At 60.0% G+C, this 24,488-nt stretch carries 22 protein-coding genes; 19 read left to right on the top strand and 3 right to left on the bottom strand.

Annotated features, from left to right (window positions below; all coding sequences use genetic code 11):
• Positions 1 to 15 precede the first annotated feature (15 nt).
• The 16 genes from B9Z48_RS13130 to B9Z48_RS13055 all read left to right on the top strand — a co-directional run bounded on the left by B9Z48_RS13130 (position 16) and on the right by B9Z48_RS13055 (position 17,237).
• Entirely contained in the window at positions 16 to 2,145 is a 2,130-nt protein-coding gene (locus B9Z48_RS13130) for a TonB-dependent receptor (protein ID WP_108378969.1), read from the top strand.
• 89 nt (positions 2,146 to 2,234) lie between these two features.
• Positions 2,235 to 3,470 carry a hypothetical protein gene (locus B9Z48_RS13125; RefSeq protein WP_233261119.1) on the top strand — a complete coding sequence of 412 codons (1,236 nt, stop codon included), beginning with the start codon at positions 2,235 to 2,237 and terminating at the stop codon, positions 3,468 to 3,470.
• Entirely contained in the window at positions 3,454 to 3,993 is a 540-nt protein-coding gene (locus B9Z48_RS13120) for a hypothetical protein (protein ID WP_146186280.1), read from the top strand. The genes B9Z48_RS13125 and B9Z48_RS13120 overlap by 17 nt, the downstream gene beginning before the upstream one ends.
• Before the next feature lie 160 nt (positions 3,994 to 4,153).
• Positions 4,154 to 4,687, top strand: coding sequence for a spore coat U domain-containing protein (locus tag B9Z48_RS13115; protein ID WP_108378965.1), 534 nt, complete (start codon positions 4,154 to 4,156; stop codon positions 4,685 to 4,687).
• Positions 4,688 to 4,805: 118 nt separating this feature from the next.
• Positions 4,806 to 5,480 carry a molecular chaperone gene (locus B9Z48_RS13110; protein ID WP_158273263.1) on the top strand — a complete coding sequence of 225 codons (675 nt, stop codon included), beginning with the start codon at positions 4,806 to 4,808 and terminating at the stop codon, positions 5,478 to 5,480.
• Entirely contained in the window at positions 5,470 to 7,836 is a 2,367-nt protein-coding gene (locus tag B9Z48_RS13105) for a fimbria/pilus outer membrane usher protein (protein ID WP_108378961.1), read from the top strand. Before B9Z48_RS13110 ends, B9Z48_RS13105 begins: the two co-directional genes overlap by 11 nt.
• On the top strand, positions 7,833 to 8,402 hold the full coding sequence (locus tag B9Z48_RS13100; protein ID WP_108378959.1) for a spore coat protein U domain-containing protein: 570 nt from the start codon (positions 7,833 to 7,835) through the stop codon (positions 8,400 to 8,402). The genes B9Z48_RS13105 and B9Z48_RS13100 overlap by 4 nt, the downstream gene beginning before the upstream one ends.
• A gap of 62 nt (positions 8,403 to 8,464) precedes the next feature.
• On the top strand, positions 8,465 to 9,343 hold the full coding sequence (locus B9Z48_RS13095; RefSeq protein WP_108378957.1) for a TauD/TfdA family dioxygenase: 879 nt from the start codon (positions 8,465 to 8,467) through the stop codon (positions 9,341 to 9,343).
• Between the two features lie 273 nt (positions 9,344 to 9,616).
• Positions 9,617 to 10,627, top strand: coding sequence for a sulfate ABC transporter substrate-binding protein (locus tag B9Z48_RS13090; protein ID WP_108378955.1), 1,011 nt, complete (start codon positions 9,617 to 9,619; stop codon positions 10,625 to 10,627).
• Positions 10,628 to 10,784: 157 nt separating this feature from the next.
• Positions 10,785 to 11,777: a sulfate ABC transporter substrate-binding protein gene (locus B9Z48_RS13085; protein ID WP_108378953.1), complete on the top strand. Its 993-nt coding sequence runs from the start codon at positions 10,785 to 10,787 to the stop codon at positions 11,775 to 11,777.
• A gap of 9 nt (positions 11,778 to 11,786) precedes the next feature.
• Positions 11,787 to 12,650, top strand: a complete 864-nt coding sequence (cysT, locus tag B9Z48_RS13080; protein ID WP_108378951.1) for a sulfate ABC transporter permease subunit CysT — start codon at positions 11,787 to 11,789, stop codon at positions 12,648 to 12,650.
• On the top strand, positions 12,647 to 13,546 hold the full coding sequence (gene cysW, locus B9Z48_RS13075; protein WP_089951969.1) for a sulfate ABC transporter permease subunit CysW: 900 nt from the start codon (positions 12,647 to 12,649) through the stop codon (positions 13,544 to 13,546). The genes cysT and cysW overlap by 4 nt, the downstream gene beginning before the upstream one ends.
• A gap of 116 nt (positions 13,547 to 13,662) precedes the next feature.
• Complete coding sequence (locus B9Z48_RS13070; RefSeq protein ID WP_108378949.1) at positions 13,663 to 14,757, top strand: sulfate/molybdate ABC transporter ATP-binding protein; 1,095 nt, start codon at positions 13,663 to 13,665, stop codon at positions 14,755 to 14,757.
• A gap of 5 nt (positions 14,758 to 14,762) precedes the next feature.
• Positions 14,763 to 15,071 carry a metalloregulator ArsR/SmtB family transcription factor gene (locus B9Z48_RS13065; RefSeq protein WP_108378947.1) on the top strand — a complete coding sequence of 103 codons (309 nt, stop codon included), beginning with the start codon at positions 14,763 to 14,765 and terminating at the stop codon, positions 15,069 to 15,071.
• 68 nt (positions 15,072 to 15,139) lie between these two features.
• Positions 15,140 to 15,982 carry a PhaM family polyhydroxyalkanoate granule multifunctional regulatory protein gene (locus tag B9Z48_RS13060; protein WP_108378945.1) on the top strand — a complete coding sequence of 281 codons (843 nt, stop codon included), beginning with the start codon at positions 15,140 to 15,142 and terminating at the stop codon, positions 15,980 to 15,982.
• A gap of 7 nt (positions 15,983 to 15,989) precedes the next feature.
• On the top strand, positions 15,990 to 17,237 hold the full coding sequence (locus tag B9Z48_RS13055) for an FIST N-terminal domain-containing protein (protein ID WP_108378943.1): 1,248 nt from the start codon (positions 15,990 to 15,992) through the stop codon (positions 17,235 to 17,237).
• Here the strand turns inward: B9Z48_RS13055 and B9Z48_RS13050 are convergent.
• Both B9Z48_RS13050 and tgt read right to left on the bottom strand, forming a co-directional pair.
• Positions 17,224 to 18,393, bottom strand: coding sequence for an ATP-binding protein (locus B9Z48_RS13050; protein WP_108378941.1), 1,170 nt, complete (start codon positions 18,391 to 18,393; stop codon positions 17,224 to 17,226). The genes B9Z48_RS13055 and B9Z48_RS13050 overlap by 14 nt on opposite strands.
• Before the next feature lie 47 nt (positions 18,394 to 18,440).
• The gene (tgt, locus tag B9Z48_RS13045; protein ID WP_108378939.1) at positions 18,441 to 19,613 is read right to left on the bottom strand and encodes a tRNA guanosine(34) transglycosylase Tgt; all 1,173 of its coding nucleotides are present in this window, start codon (positions 19,611 to 19,613) and stop codon (positions 18,441 to 18,443) included.
• 218 nt (positions 19,614 to 19,831) lie between these two features.
• Here tgt and B9Z48_RS13040 point away from each other — a divergent pair, with 218 nt between their 5' ends.
• Complete coding sequence (locus B9Z48_RS13040) at positions 19,832 to 20,560, top strand: alpha/beta hydrolase family protein (protein ID WP_108379088.1); 729 nt, start codon at positions 19,832 to 19,834, stop codon at positions 20,558 to 20,560.
• On the opposite strand, the gene queA is transcribed toward B9Z48_RS13040, so the two are convergent.
• Positions 20,538 to 21,623 (bottom strand): tRNA preQ1(34) S-adenosylmethionine ribosyltransferase-isomerase QueA, encoded by a 1,086-nt coding sequence (queA, locus tag B9Z48_RS13035; protein WP_108378937.1) that lies wholly within the window; start codon positions 21,621 to 21,623, stop codon positions 20,538 to 20,540. The two genes, B9Z48_RS13040 and queA, sit on opposite strands and share 23 nt — an antisense overlap.
• A gap of 290 nt (positions 21,624 to 21,913) precedes the next feature.
• Between queA and B9Z48_RS13030 the strand changes: the two genes are divergently transcribed.
• Both B9Z48_RS13030 and recG read left to right on the top strand, forming a co-directional pair.
• Positions 21,914 to 22,327, top strand: a complete 414-nt coding sequence (locus B9Z48_RS13030; RefSeq protein WP_108378935.1) for a hypothetical protein — start codon at positions 21,914 to 21,916, stop codon at positions 22,325 to 22,327.
• A 79-nt stretch (positions 22,328 to 22,406) separates the two neighbouring features.
• The gene (gene recG, locus B9Z48_RS13025) at positions 22,407 to 24,476 is read left to right on the top strand and encodes an ATP-dependent DNA helicase RecG (RefSeq protein ID WP_108379086.1); all 2,070 of its coding nucleotides are present in this window, start codon (positions 22,407 to 22,409) and stop codon (positions 24,474 to 24,476) included.
• The last annotated feature ends 12 nt before the right edge of the window (positions 24,477 to 24,488 follow it).

Raw genomic sequence — 24,488 nt, 5'->3', positions numbered from 1 at the left:
GATTGAAAACTTGTCATGAAAAATTCCCTCTCTCTTTCTCCTTTGTCTGTGGCCGTGTTCGGCTTGTTGTCCAGTTTGAGTGCCGCTGCGGTGGCCCAAACCGCGCCTGCGCTGGACACCATCGTGGTGTCGGGCTCGCGCTCTGAAACCAAATTGTCCGAAACCCCCGTGTCCATTGGGGCCGTCAGCCGCGCCCAGTGGGACGCCGACAAGCCCAAGTCGGTGGGCGAGATCATCAACCGCATTCCGGGCGTGCACTGGAACGATCTGGGCAACGAGCAGCACAGCATGGCCATTCGCCAGCCCATCAGCACCAACGCGGTCTACCAGTACCTGGAAGATGGCATCCCGATCCGTCCATTGGGCGTGTTCAACCACAACGCCCTGAACGAAAACAACATGAACGGCTCGGGCGGGGTTGAAGTGGTCAAGGGTGCGGCCTCGTCGCTGTACGGCAGCAATGCCGTGGGTGGTGCGGTCAACTTTTTGACGCAACGTCCTTCACGCACACCCACGGGCTATGTGGGTATTCGACACGACAACACCGACGGCTTCACCCGTGTGGACTCGGGTGCGAGCAACACCTGGGGTGATCTGGGTTTGCGTTTCTCGCACTACAGCTCGCAGCGCGACACTGATAACTGGCAGCAGTACAGCGGCGGCAAAAAAGACTCTTTCACACTGCGTGGCGACTACAACCTGAGCGACAAGTCTTGGTTGCGTGCCTCGCTGGTGCACACGAACCTGGACTCGGACACACCCGGCAGCTTGTTTGAAAACGACTTCCGCAGCAACCCCGGCAAAAGCATCAACACCTTCACTTGGCGCAAAGACAAAACCACCCGCGCCAACCTGGCTTGGGAAGGCGAAACCACGCAAGGCGGCTTGACCACGGTGACCCTGTTTGCCCGCAACAACGACCACGGCCAGTTGCCCAACTACACCATCTCGGCTTGCTCGGGTGCCACCTGCAAGGGCACCTTGAACAACAACCACGTTGAGTCTCTGGGCGTGGACGTGAAGCACGAGCAAAAGCTGGACTGGCTGCGCGCCCGCCTGGTCACAGGCGTCTACATTGACCGCAGTCAGAACGACTATGTGTCGGACAACCTGAAAGTGGTGCGCGATGTGCCGACTGGCCGTTACATCAGCTACACCTTGAACAGCGTGGCCAACCCCGGCGGCGTGCGTGACTACGGCGCGGGCATTGCCAACGATGCCGCGTTTGCACAGCTGGAGTTCAGCCCCAGCGAGCAAATCCGTGTGGTGGCCGGTGGCCGTTATGACAGCATCCGCTACGACTTCAAGAACAACCTGACGCCAGGGGCCAACTACGGTGCCGCCAACGAGGTGCGCAGCTTTGCCAAGTTCAGCCCCAAGTTGGGCGCGACCTATGCCCTGAGCCCCACCAGCAGCCTCTACAGCAACCTGAGCATGGGCTTCACACCGCCTGAGGTCAGCCAGCTGTACGGCAAGACCGCCATTCCAGAACTGAACTCGGCCACCTACGACAACGTGGAAGTGGGCTGGCGTGCCTTGTTGGCCTCGGGCATTCGCCTCGATTCGGCCTTGTACCAACTCAGCGGCAAAGACACCATCGTGTCTTACACCTCTGAAATTGGGGACAGCTTCAACAAAAATGCGGGCAACACCCGCAGCCGGGGTCTGGAGCTGAGCCTGAACCAGGATTTGCGTGGATGGGATTGGCGCGTGGGCGCAACTTGGGCCGAGCACACTTTTGTGAGCTACCGCGTCAGCGACAAAGTGGGGGCCATCGAAGACTATTCGGGCAAAGGCATGCCGCAGGCCCCCAACCACACCCTCACCGCCCAAATCGGCTGGAAATTCACGCCAGCATCCCGTGTGGCTTTGGGCCTGGTCAAGCAAGGCAGCTACTGGATGAACAACGCCAACACGGTGCGTTATGCGGGCCACACCCTGCTCAACCTGACGGCCAGCCACAAGTTGCAAGATGGCTGGGAAGTCTGGGGCCAAGTGCGCAACCTGACCGACAAGTTGTATTCGGACAATGCGTCCAGCAGCTACAAAAGCGGCGCTTACACACCCAACACGCAAAACACCTACGCCGCTGGTGCGCCGCGCAGCGTCATGTTGGGTTTGACCAAGTCGTTTGGTCAACGTTGACGTGAAGTCTGGCTGGCGATGATTTGTCAAAAAGTGACGATGATTTCGCCAGCCTTCAATTCAATCTCCCGACTTTGTGAGAGAAGCCCATGAACTTATTGAACCGTTGGTGTGCCGTGTTGGGCCTGGTGATGGCCGGGCTGTGTGTGGTGCCGCAGGCTGGGGCGCAAGATGCTGCCAAAGAAGTCAGCAAGCCTGCTGCGACTTCACAGCACCGCCACCAGCGCCCGCAACTGGCCATAGGCGCAGCCATTGCACCCGATGGCCGTTTGTGGGTGGTGGGTTTGAATGCGCAAGCGCAACTCTTTGTGCAAAGCACGCCTTTGGGCGGCGCTTTGCAATGGAGTGAAGCACGCATCTTGAACACCGGTGCTGACCCGATTGCGGCCGATGGTGAAAGCCGCCCAAAAATCGCGTTTGGCCCCCAGGGCTGGGCGGTGATCAGCTACACCATGCCGCTGTCCAAGCCCTACACGGGTTTCATCCGCATGTTGCGCAGCAGCGATGGTGGGCAAACCTTCAGTGCGCCCTTCACGGTGCACCAGGATCGGCAAGAAATCACCCACCGTTTTGATTCGGTGGCCTTTGACGCGCAAGGTGTGTTGCACACACTGTGGGTGGACAAGCGCGACCAGCCGCCCAAGGGTTCGGCACAAAAATACGCTGGTGCCGCGATTTACCGCAACGAGTCCAAGGACGGAGGTCAGACCTTTGGCCCCGACACCAAGCTGGCCGACCACTCGTGCGAGTGCTGCCGCATCGGTTTGGCCCGCAACCCGCAAGGGCAGTTGCAAGCCACTTGGCGGCATGTGTTCGACAGCAGCACGCGAGACCATGCTTTTGCCAGCGTGGGCGCCCCCGCCAACCGCATCACCCGCAGCACGCACGACAACTGGCAGATCAACGCTTGCCCGCACCACGGCCCCGGTTTGGCGCTCAATGCAGGCACGTCGGGTTACCACACCGTCTGGTTTGGCATCCGCAAAGTGAATGGCCAAGACCAAGCCGCCGTGCGTTATGCCCGTCTGAATGCGCAAGGTGAGCCTTTGCCCGAAACCCTTCGCGTGTTGCCCGATGCACGGGCCGAGCATGCCGATGTGTTGGCCGATGGCCAAAACGTGGCGGTGGTCTGGCGCAGCAGCGAAGGCGCTGTGACCTCACTCAAAGCCTGGCTATCCACCGATGGTGGGCAAAACTTCACGCTCAAAACTTTGGGCCAAGCCACGGGCTACAACGACCACCCCCGCCTGGCCCAAAGTGGCGCACGCATGGTGGTGGTCTGGCGAAACACACAAGAGACACAAGTCCATGAACTCCGTTTTTAAATCCACTGCACTCGCCATCTGCACTGTCGTGCTGGGCCTGAGTGCCTCGGCGGTTTGGGCACAAGCACACCACCATGCACACCCTCAGGCTCAAGCCAAGCCACCTGCCCCGCGAACGGTGTTGCCGTTTGACGAAAAAACCTGGGCGCATGCGCTGCAACACGGCCCACGCCCAGCGGCTTATTTGTTCACCACCTCGTATTGCAGCACCTGCCCGGCCGCGTTTGCGGTGCTTCACAAGGCGGTTCAGCAGCGCAAAGACAAGCCCGAAAGACAGGTTGAACTCAATGCCGTCATGATGGATGTGGCCGGCCCGCAGGCACTGCGCCATGCCTCTCACTTCAAGGGCATGACACAGATGTACGCCTTTGATGGCTTCGAGCCCGCCATCCGTCAGGCGGTTGATCCGGCTTGGCCCAATGTCACGCCCTATGTGGTGCTGGTGGACGCCAAAGGCCAGACGCAAAGGGTGATTGGGCCGCCTGCGCCAGAGCTGCTCAAGCGCTGGTTGACACCGACTTGATGGTGTGTGTTTTTCCTGAAAGCAGGCTGTAGCCAAAAAGATTGCAGCTGTGTATGTGCTGGCGCACAGTGAGGTGGCAAGCTTTGGCGTAGTCTGGACTGATCCCTGCAGTGGGTGGACCGTTTGGTGCACTTGAGCGGGTTTTTCAAAAGGAAACACCATGAACGCCCGATTCACCCCGCGCACCTTTCGCACGGGCTTGCTGTTGTGGGCCGTTTCGCTGGTCACGATGGGCCAGGCCGCCACAAGCACCGGCAATTTGACCGTGAGCGCCACCATCGAGACCGGTTGTTCCGTCACGGCCAGTCCGATGGATTTTGGTGTCGTTGTGCCCGGCGTGACCAAAGAGACCGAGTCCACACTTTCGGTGGTGTGCACCTCGGGCACCACGTACACCGTGGACTTGGGTGACGGCCTGAACCACACCACAACCGGTGGCACGGGCATTCAGTACCGCAGGCAAATGGCCTCGGCCGCCAACCGTTTGCCCTACGTGGTTTACCAAGAGGTGGCCCGTGTCACAGAAATTGCGGCCACTTCTTCTTTGGCGGCCAACAACAACGTGTTGACCTCCACCGTGGGCAATGGTTTGGCGCAGGACAAAGTGATTTTTGGCCGTGTCATTGGTGCTGAATCGGTGGCCAATCCTGCGGGGGTTTATGTCGACACGGTCATTGTGACGGTGGCCTTTTGATGCGGGCTTGGCCGTTGTGATGACTTTATGGGGTCCGCTGAGGTGGTGGCGTCTGAGGCCTTGGGGCCGGTGTTGGCCGGCGTTGCTCGTGGGCGTGTGCACGGGCGTTCAGTGTGCGGTGACCATCAGTCCGGTCATCGTGCACATCCCCTCACAGGGGCGGGCGATCATCACGGTTCGCAATGACCGTGCCCACGAAGTGATGTACCAATTGACGCTGCTGCGCTGGTTTCAGCAGGACGGTGCGGACCATTTCGAGCCCACCCAGGATTTCATCGCCAGTCCCCCGCATTTCGCTTTGGCGGCGCATGCCACACAAGTCATTCGTTTGGGTTTTCGGCGCCCCGAACGCTCGCCTGTGGAGCAGTCGTATCGACTGGTCCTGGCCGAGGTGCCCCAAGTCCGCGACACCCAGCGCGGGCCAGGGCGTGTGGACTTTTCAATGCAATACGCCTTGCCTGTTTTTGTGGCACCCGCTCAGCCCGAGAGCCCACCTACTTTGATTTGGCAATGGCGGCAAGAGGCCGGTGCGGTCGTGCTGCGTGCTGACAACCCGTGTACACGCCACATGGTCGTGAACCAAGTGGGCTTGACCGATGCCGCCCACCCCAATCCAGTGGTGCAACACCTCAGCCAGCGACGGGTGACGGTGTTGGCCCACGCTTGGCGAGAGTGGCGTTTTCCAGGGGCCCGCCTTGAGGGGCCGTTGCCATGGCAAATTTGGGTGATGAAAGACGGGCAAGAGGCCCCAGAGCACGTTCCCGTGGGCCAATTGCCCCGTCATGCGTGCTGAAGCCCAACGCTGTGCTTGGCGGCTGCTGTTGAGTGGCCTTGTCTTTGGGGTCGGTCGCTTGGCCGCCATGACCCCCGAAAGTGGTGCCGTGGCAGGGGCTTTTTATGGTGTGGTGCTCAATGGCGTGCCCCAGACCGGTTTTGCCCTGTTGGTCTTGGACGCCGATGCGCGGCCCTACATGGCACAAGAAGATTTTGTGCGTCTGGGTTTGGCCAGGGCCATTGCGCCGGTCATGCGCGATGGCGTGGCCCTGGTGCCGCTGCAAGGTCACCCAGGCATGGTGGTGTACAGGGATGCGCAGCAGCTGAGTCTGAGGCTAGAGGTTGAACCCGAGTGGTTCGCGCCCACCCGCATGAACCTGCATGCACCACAAGCCGGTCGTCCCTTGCCTGCGTCACCGGGTGCCTTGCTCAATTACACCCTGCAAGCCACACGCAGCGAAGGCCATCCCATGGCTTGGGGTGGGACGCAATCTTTGTCTTTGTTTGGCTCGCCAGGCTTGTTGCAGCTGAACACGGCCATCCATTCGGGTGACGGGGGGGCTGCATCTTGGCGTCGGCAGTCAAGCGCCCGAGTTTCCCGCTTGGCGACCACTTTTTTGCACGATGACGAGCAGCACCTGAGCACCTGGTCCGTGGGGGACGCGGTTTTGCAGTCCACCTCAGGCGTGCCGAGCTTGCGCTACGGTGGCGTGACCTGGCAGAGCAATTTTGGGCTGGACCCGGCCTTCTCGGCCTTGGAGTCGCCCACCTTGTTTGATTCGGCCCGCTTGCCCAGCACCTTGGAGTTTTTTCTCAACGATCGGCGAGTCGGCGCTCCGGTGGCTGTGGCGGCAGGGCCTTTTGAGGTGAGTGGTTTGCCCACGGTGGGCGTGAACGGCACAGTGAATGTGCTCATCCGCGATGCCCTGTTGAACGAACGCACCGTCACCGTGCCCTTTCTGAACACGACCAGCTTGTACCGGCAGGGGCTGCGCAGCTTCAGTTACACCGTGGGTTGGCTGCGACCAGAACTGAACACATACCAAACGCCTTTCTTGAGCACATCGCACCGTTGGGGGGCCACGCGCAGGGTGACCTTGGACGCCGGGGCCACACTCAGCACCGACCAGCGCAGTGCAGGCCTTGGGGCCAGCGCTGCGCTGTGGGGACCACTGTTGGGCCATGCCCATGCAACGTGGAGTCAGGCCCTGAGTGGCGCAGGACAACAGTGGGGTGCTTCACTTCAGTGGCAAGACACGCGCACGCGCATGGGGGCCAGCTTCAGCCGTGCATCGCCCCATTTCAGCCTGTTGGCCGACCGTGTGGATTCACCGTTTCAAGTCAGGGACGAGTTTCGTTTTTTTGCAGCCCAAGCCTTGGGTCAGGCATGGGGCAGTGTCAGCGTCAGCGCGGGAGGTCTGTCGGATGGGCAAGGGGGCACACGCCGCATGGGCAGTGTGGGGTGGTCCAAAAGTCTGGGGCTTGCCAACGTGTCTCTCAGTGCGGTGCGCAGCACAGACCAGACGATTTTGCAGGTGTTGCTCAGTGCGCCTTTGGAGCGGGGGGCCTTCATGAGTGGCAGCGTGCAAAAGATGGCCCATGCCCTGACCGGTCGTGTCGATTACGCCAGTGCCCCGGTCACCTCAAAAGGTATGGCCTGGCGCTTGGGCCTGTTGGCCAAGGACCCCACCATCACCCACGAGCGCACCGGCTTTGTGGGCGCGGTGGATGTGTATTCGGGCGTCGGTCAACATGGTGTGGATGTGGCCAGCAGTGCGGCAGGACAAACTTGGCGGGTGCGAACGGCTGGCAGCGCAGGGGGCTTGGGCGGACACTATTTTGTGGGCCCACCCATCACGGGTGGCTTTGCGCTGGTGTCGACGGGCGATGCCCCGCAAATACCGGTTTACCGCTGGAACTTGCCGGTGGCGGTGAGTGATGCACGGGGTGTGGCCTTGGTCACCGCTTTGAGTCCCTATCAAAAAAATCTGCTGGCCATCAAGCCCGAGGAGGTGCCCCTGCAGTACCGTGTGGCCAGCCACGAAGTCACCGCCATACCCCGAGGTCGTGGCGGGGTGTGGGTTGATTTTTCGGTCTTGCGGGAGCGTTCGGCGGTGTTGATTTTGACGGGGCCTGATGGCCAGGTTTTACCTGCAGGCAGCCGGGTGCATGTGTCGCCTGGTGCCATGTCTGCCGCCGTTGGTTTGCGTGGTGAGGTGTATGTTCAGAACTTGCCAGCCCGTGCTCAATTGCAAGTGGACGCCCAGGTGCTGGGGCTCACCCAGCATTGCCTGATCGAGGTCGATGCCCCCATCACCGACGACCCGCAGCCGCGCCTGGGGCCCTATGTTTGTGCACTGAGGCCTGGGCCATGAGCCCGCTTGCCAAGGCCGTGTCTGAGGCTGCCACTGCAAGCCGATCTAAGGACAAGAGTCAACGCGGCTGGATGCTGGTTGGGGCCTTGGTTCTGGGCTTGGGCGGGCAGCACAGCGGCAGTCGCGCAGGGGCTGCTTTTGAAGCGCCAGCGGTGCAATGCCTGTTGCAATCGACCTCGTTGCACTTTGGCACGCTCAGCATGCAGCGTGCCGCAGGGGTGCCAGGGCAGGGGCAAGTGCTGGTGGCTTGTCAAAACCCATCGCAGACGATTCAGCGTGTGGATGTGGCGGTGGGGCTCATGGCTTCAGGGCCCGGCACGGTCACTTTGCAGTCGGGCCTGGGCCAGATGCGGGCTGACTTGTTTTTGGATGCGCAAGGCACCGTGCCCTGGGGCAGTGGATGGGATGGTGCCCAGGTCTTGCAGGCCAGCGTGACACTCGGCCCCGGGCAATACCAAGTTGTGCCGCTGTCCATCTATGCCCGGTTGCAGCTTCGGCGCGACGCTGCAGCAGGCGCGTATGCCGTTCATATTCCGCTTTTGCTTTCCGTGTTGCCAAGACCATGAGCGCATGGGGGGGCAAGTGCTTTTGAGGTACAACCCTCACACGCCACTCGAAAGCCCACACCATGACCCTTTGCAAGGACGTTGATCTGTCCCACCTTGACCCCTGTGTGGAGGTCGAGCCCTACACCCCCTACATCGGTGCGGTCATCCATGGGCTGGACCTGTCCAAGCCTTTGAGCATGGAAGTGCAATGCGCACTGCAACAAACGCTGGCCAAGTACGAGGTGATTTTCTTTCGTGATCAGCCACTCACGCCTGCACAGCAGGTCGCTTTCACCCGCATCTTTGGACAGGTGAACGAAGTCAAAGCCTTCTTTCCGCGCGTGCAAAGTCAGCCCGAGATCGAAGTGGTTGAAAGCACGCCCGAGCGACCCGGTGCGTCCAACAATTGGCATGCCGACATCACTTGGCAAGCCAACCCGCCCATTGGCACCAGCCTGTCTGCACAAGTCATTCCGGCCCGTGGTGGTGACACCGTGTGGGCCAGCATGACCCGGGCTTATGAGGCCTTGCCCACCGAGTTCAAAGCCTATCTGGAAACCCTGAGCGCCACGCACACCTGGGAGCTCAGTGGATGGACTGAATATCTGTTGCGCCAAGACGCCAGCGGCGACCAACTGCAAGCGGCCCGCGTCAAATACCCACCCGTGACACATCCGGTGGTGCGCGTGCACCCCGTCACGGGCAAAAAGATTTTGTACGTCAACCCGACGTTCACCACCCACATCCATGGCCTGCCGCGCATGCAAAGCGATGCGCTCTTGACCCAGTTGTTCGCATTGATCACCGCACCCGAAATTCAGGCGCGGTTTCGTTGGCAGGCCCACTCATTGGCCGTGTGGGACAACCGATCCACCCAGCACTACGCCGTGGCCGACTTTTACCCTCAACACCGCAAGTTGCACCGGGTCACGTTCACAGCAGATCGGGCGTTTGGATGACTGCCCCAGGGTCTCCTGAGCCAGGGTGGGTTCAGGGGCTGTGCATCAGTTGTGGCACCTTTTAACCCAAGTTTTTCGTGTCCTGTGTGTCAGTCAGGCTCAAGCACTTCTGGCCCACGCTTGAAGACGTCATCGATGCGAAGGAAAAATCAGCTGCGGTGAATAGATTTTTTGTGCATGAACAAATAGAAAAACAGTCGTTTGTTTTTTTCCGGTTGACTTCCAGAATCCAGTTCATTCCATGTCTGATCTGCATTGCTGGATTTCTCCCTTATGAAAATCAAATCTCTTTTCCTCAAGCTGGCGGCATCTGCAGCCCTGTCCTTCGCAGCAGGGTCGGTTCATGCCCAGGCCCCGGTCAGCTTGCTCAACGTGTCTTATGACCCAACCCGCGAGTTGTACGCCGAATTCAATCAGGCCTTTGCCAAACACTGGAAGACCCAAACCGGCCAAGACGTGAACATCAAGCAGTCCCACGGTGGCTCGGGCAAACAAGCCCGCTCCATCATCGACGGTCTGGACGCCGACGTGGCGACCCTGGCCCTGGCCGGTGACACCGATGCCCTGCACAAAAACGGCAAGCTGATTCCCAAAGACTGGCAAAAGCGCCTGCCGCACAACAGCGCACCCTACACCTCGACCATCGTGCTGGTGGTGCGCCAAGGCAACCCTAAAGGCATCAAAGACTGGGACGACTTGGTCAAACCAGGCATCAGCGTGATCACGCCCAACCCCAAAACATCGGGCGGGGCCCGCTGGAATTACCTGGCCGCCTGGGAGTTTGCCAAACGCCAATATGGCAGCGAAGCCAAGGCCAAAGACTTTGTAACAGCCTTGTACAAAAACGTGCCTGTGCTCGATACCGGCGCACGCGGATCGTCCATCAGCTTTGCGCAACGTGCGCAGGGCGACGTGTTCATCAGCTGGGAAAACGAAGCCCATTTGCTGGAAAAAGAATTCGGCAACAAGATCGACTTTGTCTACCCCTCCTTGTCCATCCTGGCCGAGCCAGCGGTCACTGTGGTCGATAAAAACGTGGACAAAAAAGGCACCCGCAAAGTGGCCGAAGCCTATTTGCAGTTCTTGTACACCGATGAAGCACAAGACCTGATCGGCAAGCATTTTTACCGTCCAATCTCGGCCAAAGCCCAAGCCAAATACGCCAAGCAGCTGCCCAAGATCAAGCTCTTCACCATCGAAGAGGCTTTTGGCAGTTGGGAGCAAGCCGCCAAAACCCATTTCGCTGATGGCGCGTATTTTGATCAGATTTACACCGCCAAGTGATGCATTTGCTTTAGCCGTGAATTGGCATAAGCAAACAACAAATGAGTTGTTTGAGATTGAAGCGTCTCCTTCCACAATCGCCGCCATGACTTGATGTTGCCCTCCGCTGCGATGGCCAGATTCAAGTGACGGCATCCATTTTTCCCTCACATTCCCCATGAAGAAACACACCCACATCGCTTTGGCGATCACACTGGCCTTGTCAGGCTTCGCGGCCAACGCCCAGACCTTGCTCAACGCCTCGTACGACGTGGCGCGTGAGTTTTACAAAGACTACAACAGCGCCTTTGCGGCGCATTACAAAAAGACCACGGGCAAAGACGTCAAGATTGACCAGGCCCACGGCGGCTCCAGCGCCCAAGCGCGTGCGGTCAATGACGGCCTGGACGCCGATGTGGTGACCATGAACACCACCACCGATGTGGACTTTTTGGCCAGCACCGGCGTGGTGGCCAAAGACTGGAACAAGCGCTTCCCGCAGAGTGCGTCGCCCACCACCTCGACCATGTTGTTCCTGACCCGCAACGGCAATCCCAAGGGCATCAAGGATTGGGATGACTTGGTCAAACCCGGCATCAAGGTGATCGTGGTCAACCCCAAGACCGGCGGCAATGGCCGCATGGCTTACCTGGCCGCTTGGGGCTATGTGAAGAAGAAGGGCGGCTCGGACGCCAACGCGGCCGAATTTGTGAGCAAGCTCTACAAAAACGTGCCCGTGCTGGCCAAAGGTGGGCGCGATGCGACCACCATCTTCTTGCAACGAAACATCGGTGATGTGCTGATCACGTTTGAGTCGGAAGTGGTCTCGGTGGACCGCGAGTTTGGCGCGGGCAAGGTCGACGCCATCCACCCGTCCATCAGCATCGTGGCCGAAAACCCGGTGGCCGTGGTCGAGCGCACGGTGGCCAAGAAAGGCACGGGCGAGCTGGCCAAAGCTTACTTGGACTATTTGTACTCTGAAGAAGCCCAAGAGATCGCGGCCAAACACGCTTTGCGTCCACGCTCGGCCACGGTGCTCAAAAAGCACGCCGCCACCTTCAAGCCTTTGCAGTTGTTCACCGTGAACGAGGTGTTTGGTTCTTTTGCTGAGGCGCAAAAACTGCACTTCAACGACGGCGGTCAGTTCGACAAGATTTACACCGTCAAATAAGTTCTCTCCATGACCGCATTGCCCATTGCGGCACCCGCCTCACGGCGGGCGCCAGCCAGGGTGTTGCCCGGGTTTAACCTGACCCTGGGCTTCACCGTCTTTTACCTGAGCCTGATCGTGCTGATTCCGCTGTCGGCGCTGGTCTTCAAAACCTTCACCCTCACCTGGGACCAGTTCTGGGCCGCTGTCACTGGGCCGCGTGTCTTGGCGTCGTACCGCCTGACCTTTGGCGCTTCATTCATCGCTGCACTGGTCAATGTGTTCTTTGGTCTGTTGATCGCTTGGGTGCTGGTGCGCTACGATTTTTTTGGCAAAAAAATTGTGGACGCTTTGGTGGATTTGCCTTTTGCTTTGCCCACGGCGGTGGCGGGTATTTCGCTCACGGCGCTGCTCGCAGGCAACGGCTGGATTGGCCAATACCTGGAGCCGCTGGGCATACAGCTGGCGTTCAACCCCAATGGGGTGGTGATTGCCCTCATCTTCATCGGTTTGCCCTTTGTGGTGCGCACTGTGCAGCCGGTGCTGGAAGACACCGAAAAAGAACTCGAAGAAGCGGCCACCTGCTTGGGTGCCACACGCTGGCAGACCTTCAGTCGGGTCATTTTTCCGACCATCGCCCCCGCATTGCTCACGGGCTTTGCCATGGCTTTTGCGCGTGCGATTGGTGAGTACGGCTCGGTCATCTTCATCGCGGGCAACATGCCCATGGTGTCCGAGATCACGCCGCTCATCATCATCGGCAAGTTGGAGCAATACGACTACGCGGGGGCCACTGCCGTGGCGCTGGTCATGTTGGTGTTTTCCTTCATCTTGTTGCTGATCATCAACGCCTTGCAAACCTGGCAACGCCGCCGCTCGGGAGCTTCCTCATGAGTCAGACACTCACCGCCAGCAAGGTGCAGGCGGGCACCACCGAAGCCCGCTGGATACGCCGAAGCCTGATTGGCTTGGCGCTGGTTTTCATGTTTTTGTTTTTGGTCTTGCCACTGGCCGCGGTGTTCACCGAAGCCTTGCGCAAGGGACTAGACGCGTATCTGGAAGCGCTGAAAGAGCCGGACGCCTGGTCGGCGATTCGGCTGACCTTGATCACCGCTGCAGTGGCTGTACCGCTGAACTTGGTGTTTGGCGTGGCAGCGGCCTGGGCCATTGCCAAATACGAATTCAAGGGCAAGTCGCTCTTGACCACGCTGGTGGACTTGCCGTTTTCTGTTTCGCCCGTGGTGGCGGGTTTGATCTATGTGCTGATGTTTGGCGCACAGGGCTGGTTTGGCCCCTGGCTGCAGGCACACGACATCAAGATTGTTTTTGCCGTGCCGGGCATCATTTTGGCCACGGTGTTTGTCACCTTCCCCTTCATTGCACGCGAGCTGATTCCGCTCATGCAGGCCCAGGGCAACGACGAAGAACAAGCGGCCATTGTGTTGGGGGCTACGGGCTGGCAAACCTTTTGGCGCGTGACGCTGCCCAACATCAAATGGGGCCTGTTGTACGGCGTGATCTTGTGCAATGCACGGGCCATGGGCGAGTTCGGCGCGGTGTCGGTGGTGTCGGGTCACATCCGGGGGCAGACCAACACCATGCCCTTGCACGTCGAGATCCTCTACAACGAATACCAGTCGGTGGCCGCGTTTGCCGTGGCGTCTTTGTTGGCCTTGCTGGCGCTGGTGACCCTGGCCATCAAGTCCTTCATCGAGTGGCGTCATGAGAAGGAACTGAAAGCCGCAGCTGAGACGCCACCTGAGCGTCCCCATCCACAGAGTTTGTCATGACTTTGCAGGAGCCCACCCCGTGAGCGATCTTGAGTGGGCCATGAAGGTCTGCAACGCCCACAGAGTGGGCTTCTAAAGCAACAGCCATCCGTTACAGCACACAGTTTAAGAACACCATGAGCATCGAAATCCGCAACGTCCACAAACAGTTTGGCGAATTCAACGCACTGAACAATGTCAGCCTTGACATCGAGTCGGGTGAACTGGTTGCGCTGCTGGGCCCGTCGGGCTGCGGCAAGACCACGCTGCTGCGCATCATCGCGGGGCTGGAGACGGCCGACAGCGGCACCATCGGCTTCAGCGGCGAAGACACCACCCATGTGCATGTGCGAGAGCGACAGGTGGGCTTTGTGTTCCAGCACTACGCTTTGTTCCGCCACATGACGGTGTTCGAGAACGTCGCCTTTGGGTTGCGCGTCAAGCCGCGCAACCAGCGCCCCAGCGAATCCGAAATCAAGCGCAAAGTGCACGACCTTTTGGGCTTGGTGCAGCTCGATTGGCTGGCCGACCGTTACCCCTCGCAGTTGTCGGGCGGTCAGCGCCAGCGGATTGCACTGGCCCGTGCGCTGGCAGTCGAGCCCAAGGTGCTGCTGCTCGACGAGCCCTTTGGCGCACTGGACGCCAAGGTGCGCAAAGAGCTGCGCCGCTGGTTGCGCCGCCTGCACGACGAGTTGCATGTGACCAGCATTTTTGTCACGCATGACCAAGAAGAAGCCCTCGAGGTGGCCGACCGGGTGGTGCTGATGAACAAGGGCAACATCGAGCAAATTGGCTCGCCCCAACAGGTATGGGACCACCCTGCGAGCCCCTTTGTGTATGGGTTTTTGGGTGATGTGAACCTGTTTCATGGCCGTGCACACGAAGGCGAGATGCTGATTGGCGCGGACCAGCACGCTGTTCGGCTGGAAGCGCCTGAGCATTGGCGGGCGCAAGATGCCAAGGCTTTTGCTTATGTGCGTCCACATGACTTGGAGGTGACCCGTTACACCCCAGACTTGGTGCACACGGGCATCGTGGCCAAGCTGAGCCGCGCCATTGTCGTTGGACCCGTGGCGCGTTTGGAGTTGGACCCCGTGGAAGTGGGCATGTTTGGCAAAGACGCGGTCATCGAGGCGCAGTTGTCGGCATCTCATTACCGCCAGGAAGACTTCAAGGAAGGCGAAACTTTGGTGCTCACGCCGCGCAAGGCGCGGGTGTTTGTGGAAGCTTGAGCGTCATGCCAACGCATGACGCTGGGGATTTGGAGACGGTTCTGAAGGACGCGGCCGAGTTTTTTGGCTTGTTGTCTGCCCCCATGCGCTTGCACATCATCAGTGCGCTTTGCCATGGTGAAAAGAACGTGGGGCAATTGATCGAGGCCGTCAAAACGACGCAGCCGAACATGTCGCAGCACCTGAACCAGCTGTATCGAAAAGGCATTTTGAGCAAGCGGCGAAAGGGGGTGCAAATTTATTATGCGATTGCAGACCCGCAAGTCGTGCAAATTTGCCAGACGATGTGCGATCGGGTGACGCATCAGCGTTGAAGGGCAGTTGGCTGGATCTGAAAGCGTCTTCAGGTAAGCTTTGCAGACCATTTTTTCAAGGAACTGCCATGAGCGAACCTTCTGCCTTCGGGTTTGGCCAATTTGTGCCAGGCTTTGACTTTTTGCAAAACCTGTCCAAAACCGCTTCTCAGGCTCAGCCTGCCGGTGCGGCAGGTATGCCCGGCATGGGCAATTGGGTTGCTCCCACACTGAGCATCGAAGACATTGACAAGCGCATCCAAGAGTTGAAGTCGGTGCTGTTTTGGCTAGAACAAAACACCACGGCGCTCAAAGCCACCATCCAGGCGATGGAGGTGCAAAAGATGACCTTGACCACGCTGCAAAGCATGAACGTGAACATGGCCGATCTGGCCAAAGCGTTCACGGTCAAGCCTCCGGTGGCCGAGCCGAAAACCGCAGCGCCAACATCGGTTTTTGCCTCTGCCCCAGCCCCTGCAGCAGCGCCCAGGCCTTCGCTGTTCACGCCCAAGGCCGCACCTGAGGCGCAGCCCGAACCCGCGCCACCTGCCCAAGCCGAGTCGAGCGTGGATTCGCCCAGTGACACCGGCTCATCGCCCAACCCAGCGGCCCCAGTTGCTGTCGATCCAATGCAATGGTGGGGTGCTTTGACCCAACAGTTTCAAGGCATTGCCGCCGCAGCTTTGAAAGATGTGGCGGGCGAGGCCATGAAAGCGGGCCAGTCTGCGAAGGCGGCCAAGGCGAAGAAAACAGCCAAGACCTCGGCCGGCAAAGCCACAGATCAGGCCTTTGCCGCACCGCGCCGGACCCGGTCAACACCTTCTTCGACGTCCGTGTCTTCAGCGAAGCCTGCTCGCGCCCCTTCGGCTTCGAAGCCGGGAGCAGCCCGAAAAACAAGCCCTCAATCGACCGCCAAAACGACTTCGAAGTAAAACGCCCATGAATCTGTTTCCTTGTGGGCATGCCACCCACCCGCAGTGGCGCATGGCGGCGGGTTTGGTGCTCGCCCAATTGCAGGCCCAGATGGCCCTGCCGGACTACGCCAGCCACCCTCGCTTGGGCCTGCTCTACATCACCGACCATTACGCCCCGCATGCACAAGCCTTGCTCGATCATCTGCGGCAGGCTTTGCCCGGCGTGAGCGATTGGGCGGGTACCGTGGGCATTGGTGTGGCGGTCAACAACGCCGAGTACTTTGACGAGCCGGCCATGGCACTCATGCTGTGTGATTTGACGCCTGAGCAATACCGTGTGTTTTCCGGGGTGTCGCCGCTGCCATCGGCTTGGGCCGATGCAGCCTTGGTCCATGCCGATCCGCACACGCCCGATTTGGCTGAATTGATTGGCGAGATGGCTGAGCGAACCCAGCAAGGCTATTTGTTTGGGGGCTTGAGCGCCAGCCGCACACGCAGCGTGCAGTTTGCCGTGCGTGCCGATGACGCGGGTGGGGCCGAGGTGAGCGGCGGTGTGCTGGAAGGGGGCTTGAGCGGTGTGGCTTTTGCTCCAAACGTGTCTTTGTTGTCACGCGTCACGCAAGGCTGCCAGCCAGTGGCTCCCGAACGCGAGATCACCGAATTTGAAGGCCATGTGGTGCTCAAGTTGGCTGGCGAGCCTGCTTTGGAGGTCATGCTGGGTGACTTGGGCATCAGCCTGAAGGACCCACAAAAAGCCATTGCCGTGGTCCGATCCACTTTGGTGGGCCTGAGTGCTGCAGGTCAGTCCGGCGTGGGACGAGCGGGCAATCTGGGCAACGATGTGCGGGTGCGCCACATCATTGGCCTGGACCCTTTGCGTCAAGGTGTGGCGATTGCCGAGCACTTGGAGCCTGGCATGCGTTTGACCTTTTGCCGCCGCGATGTGCAAGCAGCCCGCGCCGATTTGACGCGCGTGTGCGCTGAAATTCGCGAAGCGCTGGAGCCTGAGATGCTCTCCATCGAGGCCATCAATGCCTTGAGTGATGACCCCGTGCCGACCGTACCGCAAGCGGGCCAACGCATTGCAGGTGCGGTGTATGTGAGCTGCACCGGACGCGGTGGTCCGCACTTTGGCGGACCCAGCGCCGAGCTGCAAATCATTCGCCATGCTTTGGGCGATGTGCCCTTGGTGGGCTTTTTTGCCGCAGGTGAGATAGCGCACAAGCAGCTGTATGGCTATACCGGGGTGTTGACGGTGTTCACGACCGATTGAGGGCGAGTTTCTCGCACAGGCCGTGCAATGAAATCGCCTGAATGTCTGCCGCAAGTGGGTAGGTCTCCTGGCCCGGGTAGACCACCCATTTGTGGCTGGGTTTTAAGTCATCGCAGGCGCTGTGAAAACCGCGCTCCACTTTGGGGGCGCTGCTGCGTTTGATTTCGATGGCCCACAGATCTCCACCTGGCCAAACCAGCAGCAAATCAATTTCTGCACCGCCGCTGGTTCTGTAAAAGTAGCCCGTCACGCCCGCAGGCGCACAGGCCAGCAGGGTTTCAATGCAATACCCTTCCCAGCTGGCGCCCACCACCATGTGCGAGAGCAGACTTTCTTTGGATTCGATGTTCAGCAGCGCATGCACCAGACCGCTGTCGCGCACATACACCTTGGGTGCTTTGACCAAGCGCTTACCGGTGTTGGTGTGCCAGGGGGCCAGCCTGCGCACCAGCAGCAAGTCACACAAGAGGTCGGTGTAGCTTTGCGCGGTTTTGACATCCACACCCAAGTTGCGCGCCAGTTGGGCGACGTTGAGCAGGCCGCCTTGGTGGTGGGCCAGCATGGTCCAGAAGCGGCGCAATGTTTCGGCGGCGATGCGCGGGCCGAATTGCGGAATGTCGCGCTCCAGATAGGTGCGGATGAAATTTTCTCGCCAGCGCAGGCTGCGGGCATCTGAGGGGGTGGTCAGACTTTGCGGAAAACCACCCCGCAGCCACAAGGCATCTAGGGCGCTCTGGCCTGTTTCCAGGACATTCAAGGGGCCCAGTTCCAGATAAGCGATGCGACCGGCCAGCGTTTCGCCTGACTGATGCAGCACATCCAGGCTGGCCGAGCCCAATAACAAATACTGTCCGGATGCTCGGCCTGAGCGCCGGGCTTGGTCAATCAGGCCGCGCAACACCGGAAACAGGCCCGGTGCCCGGTGCACCTCGTCCAGGATGACCAGTTTGTCCAGGTGACTTTCCAGATACAACTCCGGCTGGGCCAGCTTGCCGCGATCCCGCTCCGATTCCAGGTCGAGATAGACGTGTGGCATGTTGCGCGCCACTTCCAGTGCCAGTGTGGTTTTGCCCACTTGCCGGGGGCCGAGCAAGGCCACGGCCGGTGAAAACTGGAGTTCTTCACTCAGTAAAGCTTGCAAATGGCGTTTAAACATCCTTGCAATTATGGAGTTTCATTCCATGATTTGCAAGGATAAATGCCTCAGACGCCGCGTGCCCGATCTGTCTTGAACTGAGCCCGGAACTGCGAGAATTGCCCCGCGTCCAGCGATTCGCGCACTTCTCGCATCAGGTTCAGGTAGTAGTGCAGGTTGTGGATGGTGGTCAGCATGGGGCCGAGCATTTCGCCGCAGCGGTCCAGGTGGTGCATGTAAGCGCGGCTGAAACCCTCGCGGCCGCCTTTGTCCCATGACACACCTGAAGTGCCTGCACAAGCGTGGCAGGTGCAGCTGGTGTCCAGCGGTTGCGGGTCGTTTTTGTGGCGGGCGTTGCGCAGCTTCAGGTCGCCAAAGCGGGTGAACACCGTGCCGTTGCGGGCGTTGCGGGTGGGCATCACGCAGTCGAACATGTCCACGCCATCGGCCACGCCTTGCACCAGGTCTTCGGGCGTGCCCACGCCCATCAGGTAGCGCGGCTTGTGGGCAGGCAGGCGGTGGGGCGTGTGCGCCATGATTTGCAGCATCAGGTCTTTGGGTTCGCCCACGCTCACGCCGCCAATCGCGTAGCCCGGAAAGTCCATCTCCACCAGCGCGTCGAGCGATTCCTGGCGCAAGTTCTCGAACATGCCGCCTTGCACAATGCCAAACAGGGCGTTGGGGTTTTCCAGGCGGGCGAACTCGTCTTTCGAGCGCACGGCCCAGCGGCGGCTCATCTCCATGGATTTACGCGCTTCGGCCTCGGTGGTCAGGTGCCCCTTGGTCTCGTAAGGCGTGCACTCGTCGAGCTGCATCACGATGTCCGAGTTCAGGATCGTCTGGATCTGCATGCTGACCTCGGGCGACATGAAGAGCTTGTCGCCGTTCACGGGGCTGGCAAAGGTCACGCCTTCTTCGGTGATCTTGCGCATGTCGCCCAGAGACCAGACCTGAAAACCGCCCGAGTCGGTCAGGATCGGTTTGTCCCACTTCTCAAACTGGTGCAAGCCGCCAAAGCCTTTCATGATGTCCAGCCCCGGGCGCATCCACAGGTGGAAGGTGTTGCCCAAAATGATCTGCGCGCCCATCTCGTGCAGGCTGCGCGGCATCACGCCCTTGACGGTGCCATACGTGCCGACGGGCATGAAGATGGGCGTTTGCACCACACCATGGTTCAGGGTCAGGGTGCCCCGGCGGGCGTGGCTGGAAGGGTCGGTTTTGAGCAGGTCGAATTGGAGCATGTAAGGCCTAAAGCTGAGGGCTGAATTGTAGGAGCTTGACTTGCCGACGATGGAGAGCTTTTCTGGGGCCGAGTCAGTCGGGGAAAACCACTTGGGCATTGCGTGTGACTGCGGCAAGAAGGGTTTTCCTTCAATTGACGCTTGGAACCTCGCTGGATGTAATGAGTGCCATGCCCGGCAAGGTGCGGGGCATACATCACCACATTCAGGAGACATACATGAGCGATACCTACGTTTTGGTGCACGGCGCTTGGCACACCGGCGCTTTGATGGAGCCCACGGCAGAGCACATCCGCCGCCAAGGCCACACCGTGCATTGCCCCACTTTGACGGGCAACCGACCCGGCGACGACCGCAGCCAGATTGGTCTGGAAGACGCGGCGCAATCGGTGTGCGAGTATTTGCGCGAACACGATTTGAAAAACGTGCGGTTGGTGGGCCACAGCTACGGCGGCATGATCATCTCGCGTGTGGCCGATGTGATGCCCGAGCGCATCGCACGCCTGGTGTACGTGAACGCCTTTGTGCCCAATCCGGGCGAGTGCCTGAACGACATGGTGCCGCCGCATTACAAAGAGCTGTTTGACGCCGTGGCCGCCGCCAGCAACAACGCCGTGATGCTGCCTTTCCCCATCTGGCGCGAAGCCTTCATCAACGATGCGGACATGGCGCTGGCCCAATCGGCGTTTGACCAGCTCAACCTGCAGCCTTACAAGACCTTCACCGACCCGATCTCGCTCAAAGCGCCCTTGGCTGCGCTGGAGATCGGCAAGTCGTATGTCAATTGCCTCCAAGACACTGCACTGCCCCACAGCATGCCTTGGCACCCCCGCCTGTCAGAGCGCCTGGGCCTGTTCCGTTTGGTCGAGTGCCAAGGCAGCCACGAAATCTGGTTCACCGATCCGGCCACCATTGCTGATGCGGTCATCCGCGCGGGACGTGATTGAGCAGCATCGCATCGCCATAGCTGAAGAAACGGTACCGGTTCGCGATCGCGTGCCGGTACAGGCCCATGATCTGCTCGTAGCCCGCAAAGGCGCTGACCAGCATCATGAGCGTGCTTTTGGGCAGGTGGAAGTTGGTGATGAGCCGATCGACCACCTGGAACTCAAACCCCGGTGTGATGAAGATCTGCGTGTCGCCGCTGGCTTGGCCGAACTTGGCCCACGATTCGAGTGTGCGCACCGTCGTTGTGCCGATGGCGAGCACCTGGCCGCCCCGCGCTTTGCAGTCGGCAATGGCCTGCTGTGTGGCTTCGGGCACTTCGTACCATTCGCGGTGCATGGTGTGGTCGGCAATGTTTTCGGTCTTGACGGGTTGGAACGTGCCCGCGCCCACATGCAGCGTGACGCTGGCGCGTTGCACCCCCCTGGCATCGAGCGCCGCCAGCAAGGCTTCATCAAAGTGCAGCGCCGCTGTGGGGGCCGCCACCGCACCGGGCACTTTGGCAAACACGGTCTGGTAGCGCTGGGCGTCTTCTTCGGTGTCGGTGTGCTCAATGTAAGGTGGCAGCGGCACATGGCCGTGCTTTTCCATCAGCGCATGGGGCTCGTCGCTCAGCTGCAAGTGAAACAGCTGGCCATTGGCATCGGGCCAGCGGCCCAGCAGCACGGCATCAAAGCCGCCATGTCGAGCGCCGCCTGCCATGAACATCTTGCCGCCCACCAGAGGTTTTTTGCTGACCTTCATGTGTGCCACCACTTGGTGCTCGCCAAGCACGCGTTCAATCAGCAGTTCAAGCTTGCCGCCCGAGGCTTTCTCGCCAAAAATCCGCGCTTTCACCACTTGGGTGTTGTTGAAAACCAACAAATCCCCAGGATTGAGCAAACCGGGCAAGGCGCTAAAAATGCGGTCTCTGGGTTCTGCGGATGTGCCGTCCAGTAAGCGTGAACTGCTGCGTTCTGGGGCGGGATGTTGTGCAATCAGTTCAGATGGCAGTTCAAAGTCGAAATCGCTCAGAGTGAATGAGCGGTGGGCCGAAGTCTGTTGGAGAGGGGGCAAAGAGGACATGCTTCAGGGCTGGACAAGCCCGTTCGAAGTGGTAAAGCTGCAAATTTTAGGGCAATCAAGCACCTCGCCAGAGTTTGCACAGCGTCACTTGCTCGGAGACGGTAAGGGTTTGTGCTGATGACCTTGAAATTCGCAGGAAGTCAAAAAAACAATGCTTCGCCACCCTGTTAGTGATGTTTGTTTTGATAATGTTGTTTATCAAACTGACGCAATGAATATATTTACTGATAGTAACAAAGAAACTAATTTGCAATTACATTGTAAAGATGCTCAAGCATTAATTTAAGAGCATGTCCACATCCACAGAGACCCAAGCCTTTGCACTCCGTTTACGGCAAGCGTTGGAGAGTTGCGGCGTGCGCTTGTCGCCGACCGTGGTTGCCAACGAGTTTAACTTGCGGTATTGGGGCAGAAGCATCACCCCACACACGGCCCGTAATTGGCTATTGGGCAAAGCCATTCCCACGCAAGACAAGCTCCGGGTGCTGGCCGATTGGTTGCAGGTGGGGCCTGATGAGTTGCGATTTGGACAAGCTGCTTTGACCCCCAAAGTCAGTGAAGGACTGGATGCCGGTGGCGCTTTGAGCATGGTGGACCGGGAAATGCTCAGCCGATACCTGTCTTTGTCATTGCATTACCGTAAGACCGTGCGCGATGTGGTGTCTGCTTTGGTGCTGGCCAGCCAAGCACAAAAACCCGACTGAAACTTGACTTGTCGGTGCATGCCGGGCCCCCATGCTCATTTTGCAGGGCAAAGTGCCCGGCGAGCGGCACAATCGGTGCATGTTGCAAAACGCACCCTCCTTGCCCGCCAAAACTTTGTCAGCCCCCCAAAAGGCGCTGATCAAGCTTGGCCTGAAGCGCGACATTGACCTGGCGCTGCATTTGCCGCTGCGCTATGAGGACGAGACCCGCATCGTCATGTTGCGCGATGCGCGGGAGGGCGATACCGCGCAGATAGAGGCCACCGTGACGGCTTGCGAGATCACACAGCGGCCGCGCCGCCAGCTGCTGGTGACGGTGGACGATGGCTCGGACACCTGTGTGATGCGGTTTTTCAGCTTCTACCCTTCGCACCAAAAGGCGCTGGCGGTGGGCAACCGCATCCGGGCGCGGGGCGAAGTCAAGGGCGGCTTCATGGGGCTGACCATGATGCACCCGACCTTCAAGCCGGCGGGCGGCAATCTGGCCGAGGCGCTGACGCCGGTGTATTCCACCGTGGCGGGGCTGGCCCAGGCTTATTTGCGGCGCGCCGTGATCACCGGCCTGAACCACGCCGACCTGAGCGAGACCCTGCCCCCGGGCGTGCCCTGGCCGGACCCGCGTGGGGCCTGGTCGCTGCGCGATGCGCTGCGGTTTTTGCACCACCCCACGCCCGATGTGTCGCTGGCCGCTTTGGAGGACCGCAGCCACCCGGCCTGGGTGCGCCTGAAGTGCGAGGAGTTGCTGGCGCAGCAGCTGTCGCAACTCACGGCCAAGCGCGAGCGCGATTTGCTGCGGGCCCCGACGCTGAAGCTCAAATCCAAGGGCTTGTATGGCCAACTTTTAAAGGCCTTGCCTTTCGGATTGACCCGCGCACAACAACGCGTGGGCCAGGAAATTGCCAAAGATTTGGCCCGCCCGGTGCCCATGCACCGCCTGCTGCAAGGCGATGTGGGCGCGGGCAAGACGGTGGTGGCGGCGCTGGCGGCCATGGTGGCGGTGGATGCGGGCTGGCAATGTGCCCTGATGGCGCCCACCGAAATTCTGGCCACCCAGCACTTTGCCAAGTTGGTGGGCTGGCTGGAGCCGCTGGGCGTGAAAGTGGCCTGGTTGATTGGCAGCCAAAAGAAGAAAGAACGCGCCGCCATGCTGGCGCTGATCGAGTCGGGCGAAGCGGCCCTGGTGGTGGGCACACACGCGGTCATTCAAGAACACGTCAAGTTCAAAAACCTCGCGCTGGCCGTGATCGACGAGCAGCACCGCTTTGGTGTGGCCCAGCGCCTGGCCTTGCGCGGCAAGATGCAAGCTGACGGCATGGAGCCCCACATGCTGATGATGACGGCCACACCCATTCCGCGTACGCTGGCCATGAGCTATTACGCGGACCTGGACGTGTCGGTGATTGACGAGCTGCCGCCCGGGCGCACGCCCATCGTGACCCGGGTGGTGTCCGACCACCGCCGCCACGAGGTGGTCGAGCGCATTGGGGCTCAAATTCAGCAGGGGCGGCAGGTGTATTGGGTGTGCCCACTGATTGAAGAAAGCGAGGCGCTGGACCTGACCAACGCCACCCAAACCCACGCCGACCTGAGCGAAGCGCTGCCGGGCGTGATGGTGGGTCTGCTTCACTCGCGCATGCCTGTGGCCGAGAAAAAGGCAGTGATGGAGCTCTTCACCGCAGGTGTGATGGGCGTGCTGGTCAGCACCACGGTGATCGAGGTGGGGGTGGATGTGCCCAATGCTTCGTTGATGGTGATCGAACACGCGGAGCGCTTTGGCCTCTCCCAGCTGCACCAGCTGCGCGGCCGGGTGGGGCGCGGTGCTGCGGCGTCGGCCTGTGTGCTGCTGTACGGCACGCCCGAGGGAGGACGTCTGAGCGAAACCGCCCGCGAGCGGCTGCGGGCCATGGTGGAGACCAATGATGGTTTCGAGATCGCCCGGCGCGATTTGGAAATTCGCGGGCCAGGCGAGTTTTTGGGGGCACGCCAGTCGGGTGCGCCTTTGCTGCGCTTTGCCGATCTGGAGACCGACAGCCATTTGCTGGACTGGGCGCGGGCCCTGGCCCCACAGATGCTGAACCAGCACCCACAACTGAGCGAGCGCCACATAGGCCGCTGGTTGGGCGGGAAATCCGAATACCTCAAGGCTTGATGTTCCAATACC

Source organism: Limnohabitans sp. WS1 (genome assembly GCF_003063265.1).
Lineage (GTDB): Bacteria > Pseudomonadota > Gammaproteobacteria > Burkholderiales > Burkholderiaceae_C > Limnohabitans_A.
This window is presented reverse-complemented; position numbering and strand designations above follow the sequence as displayed.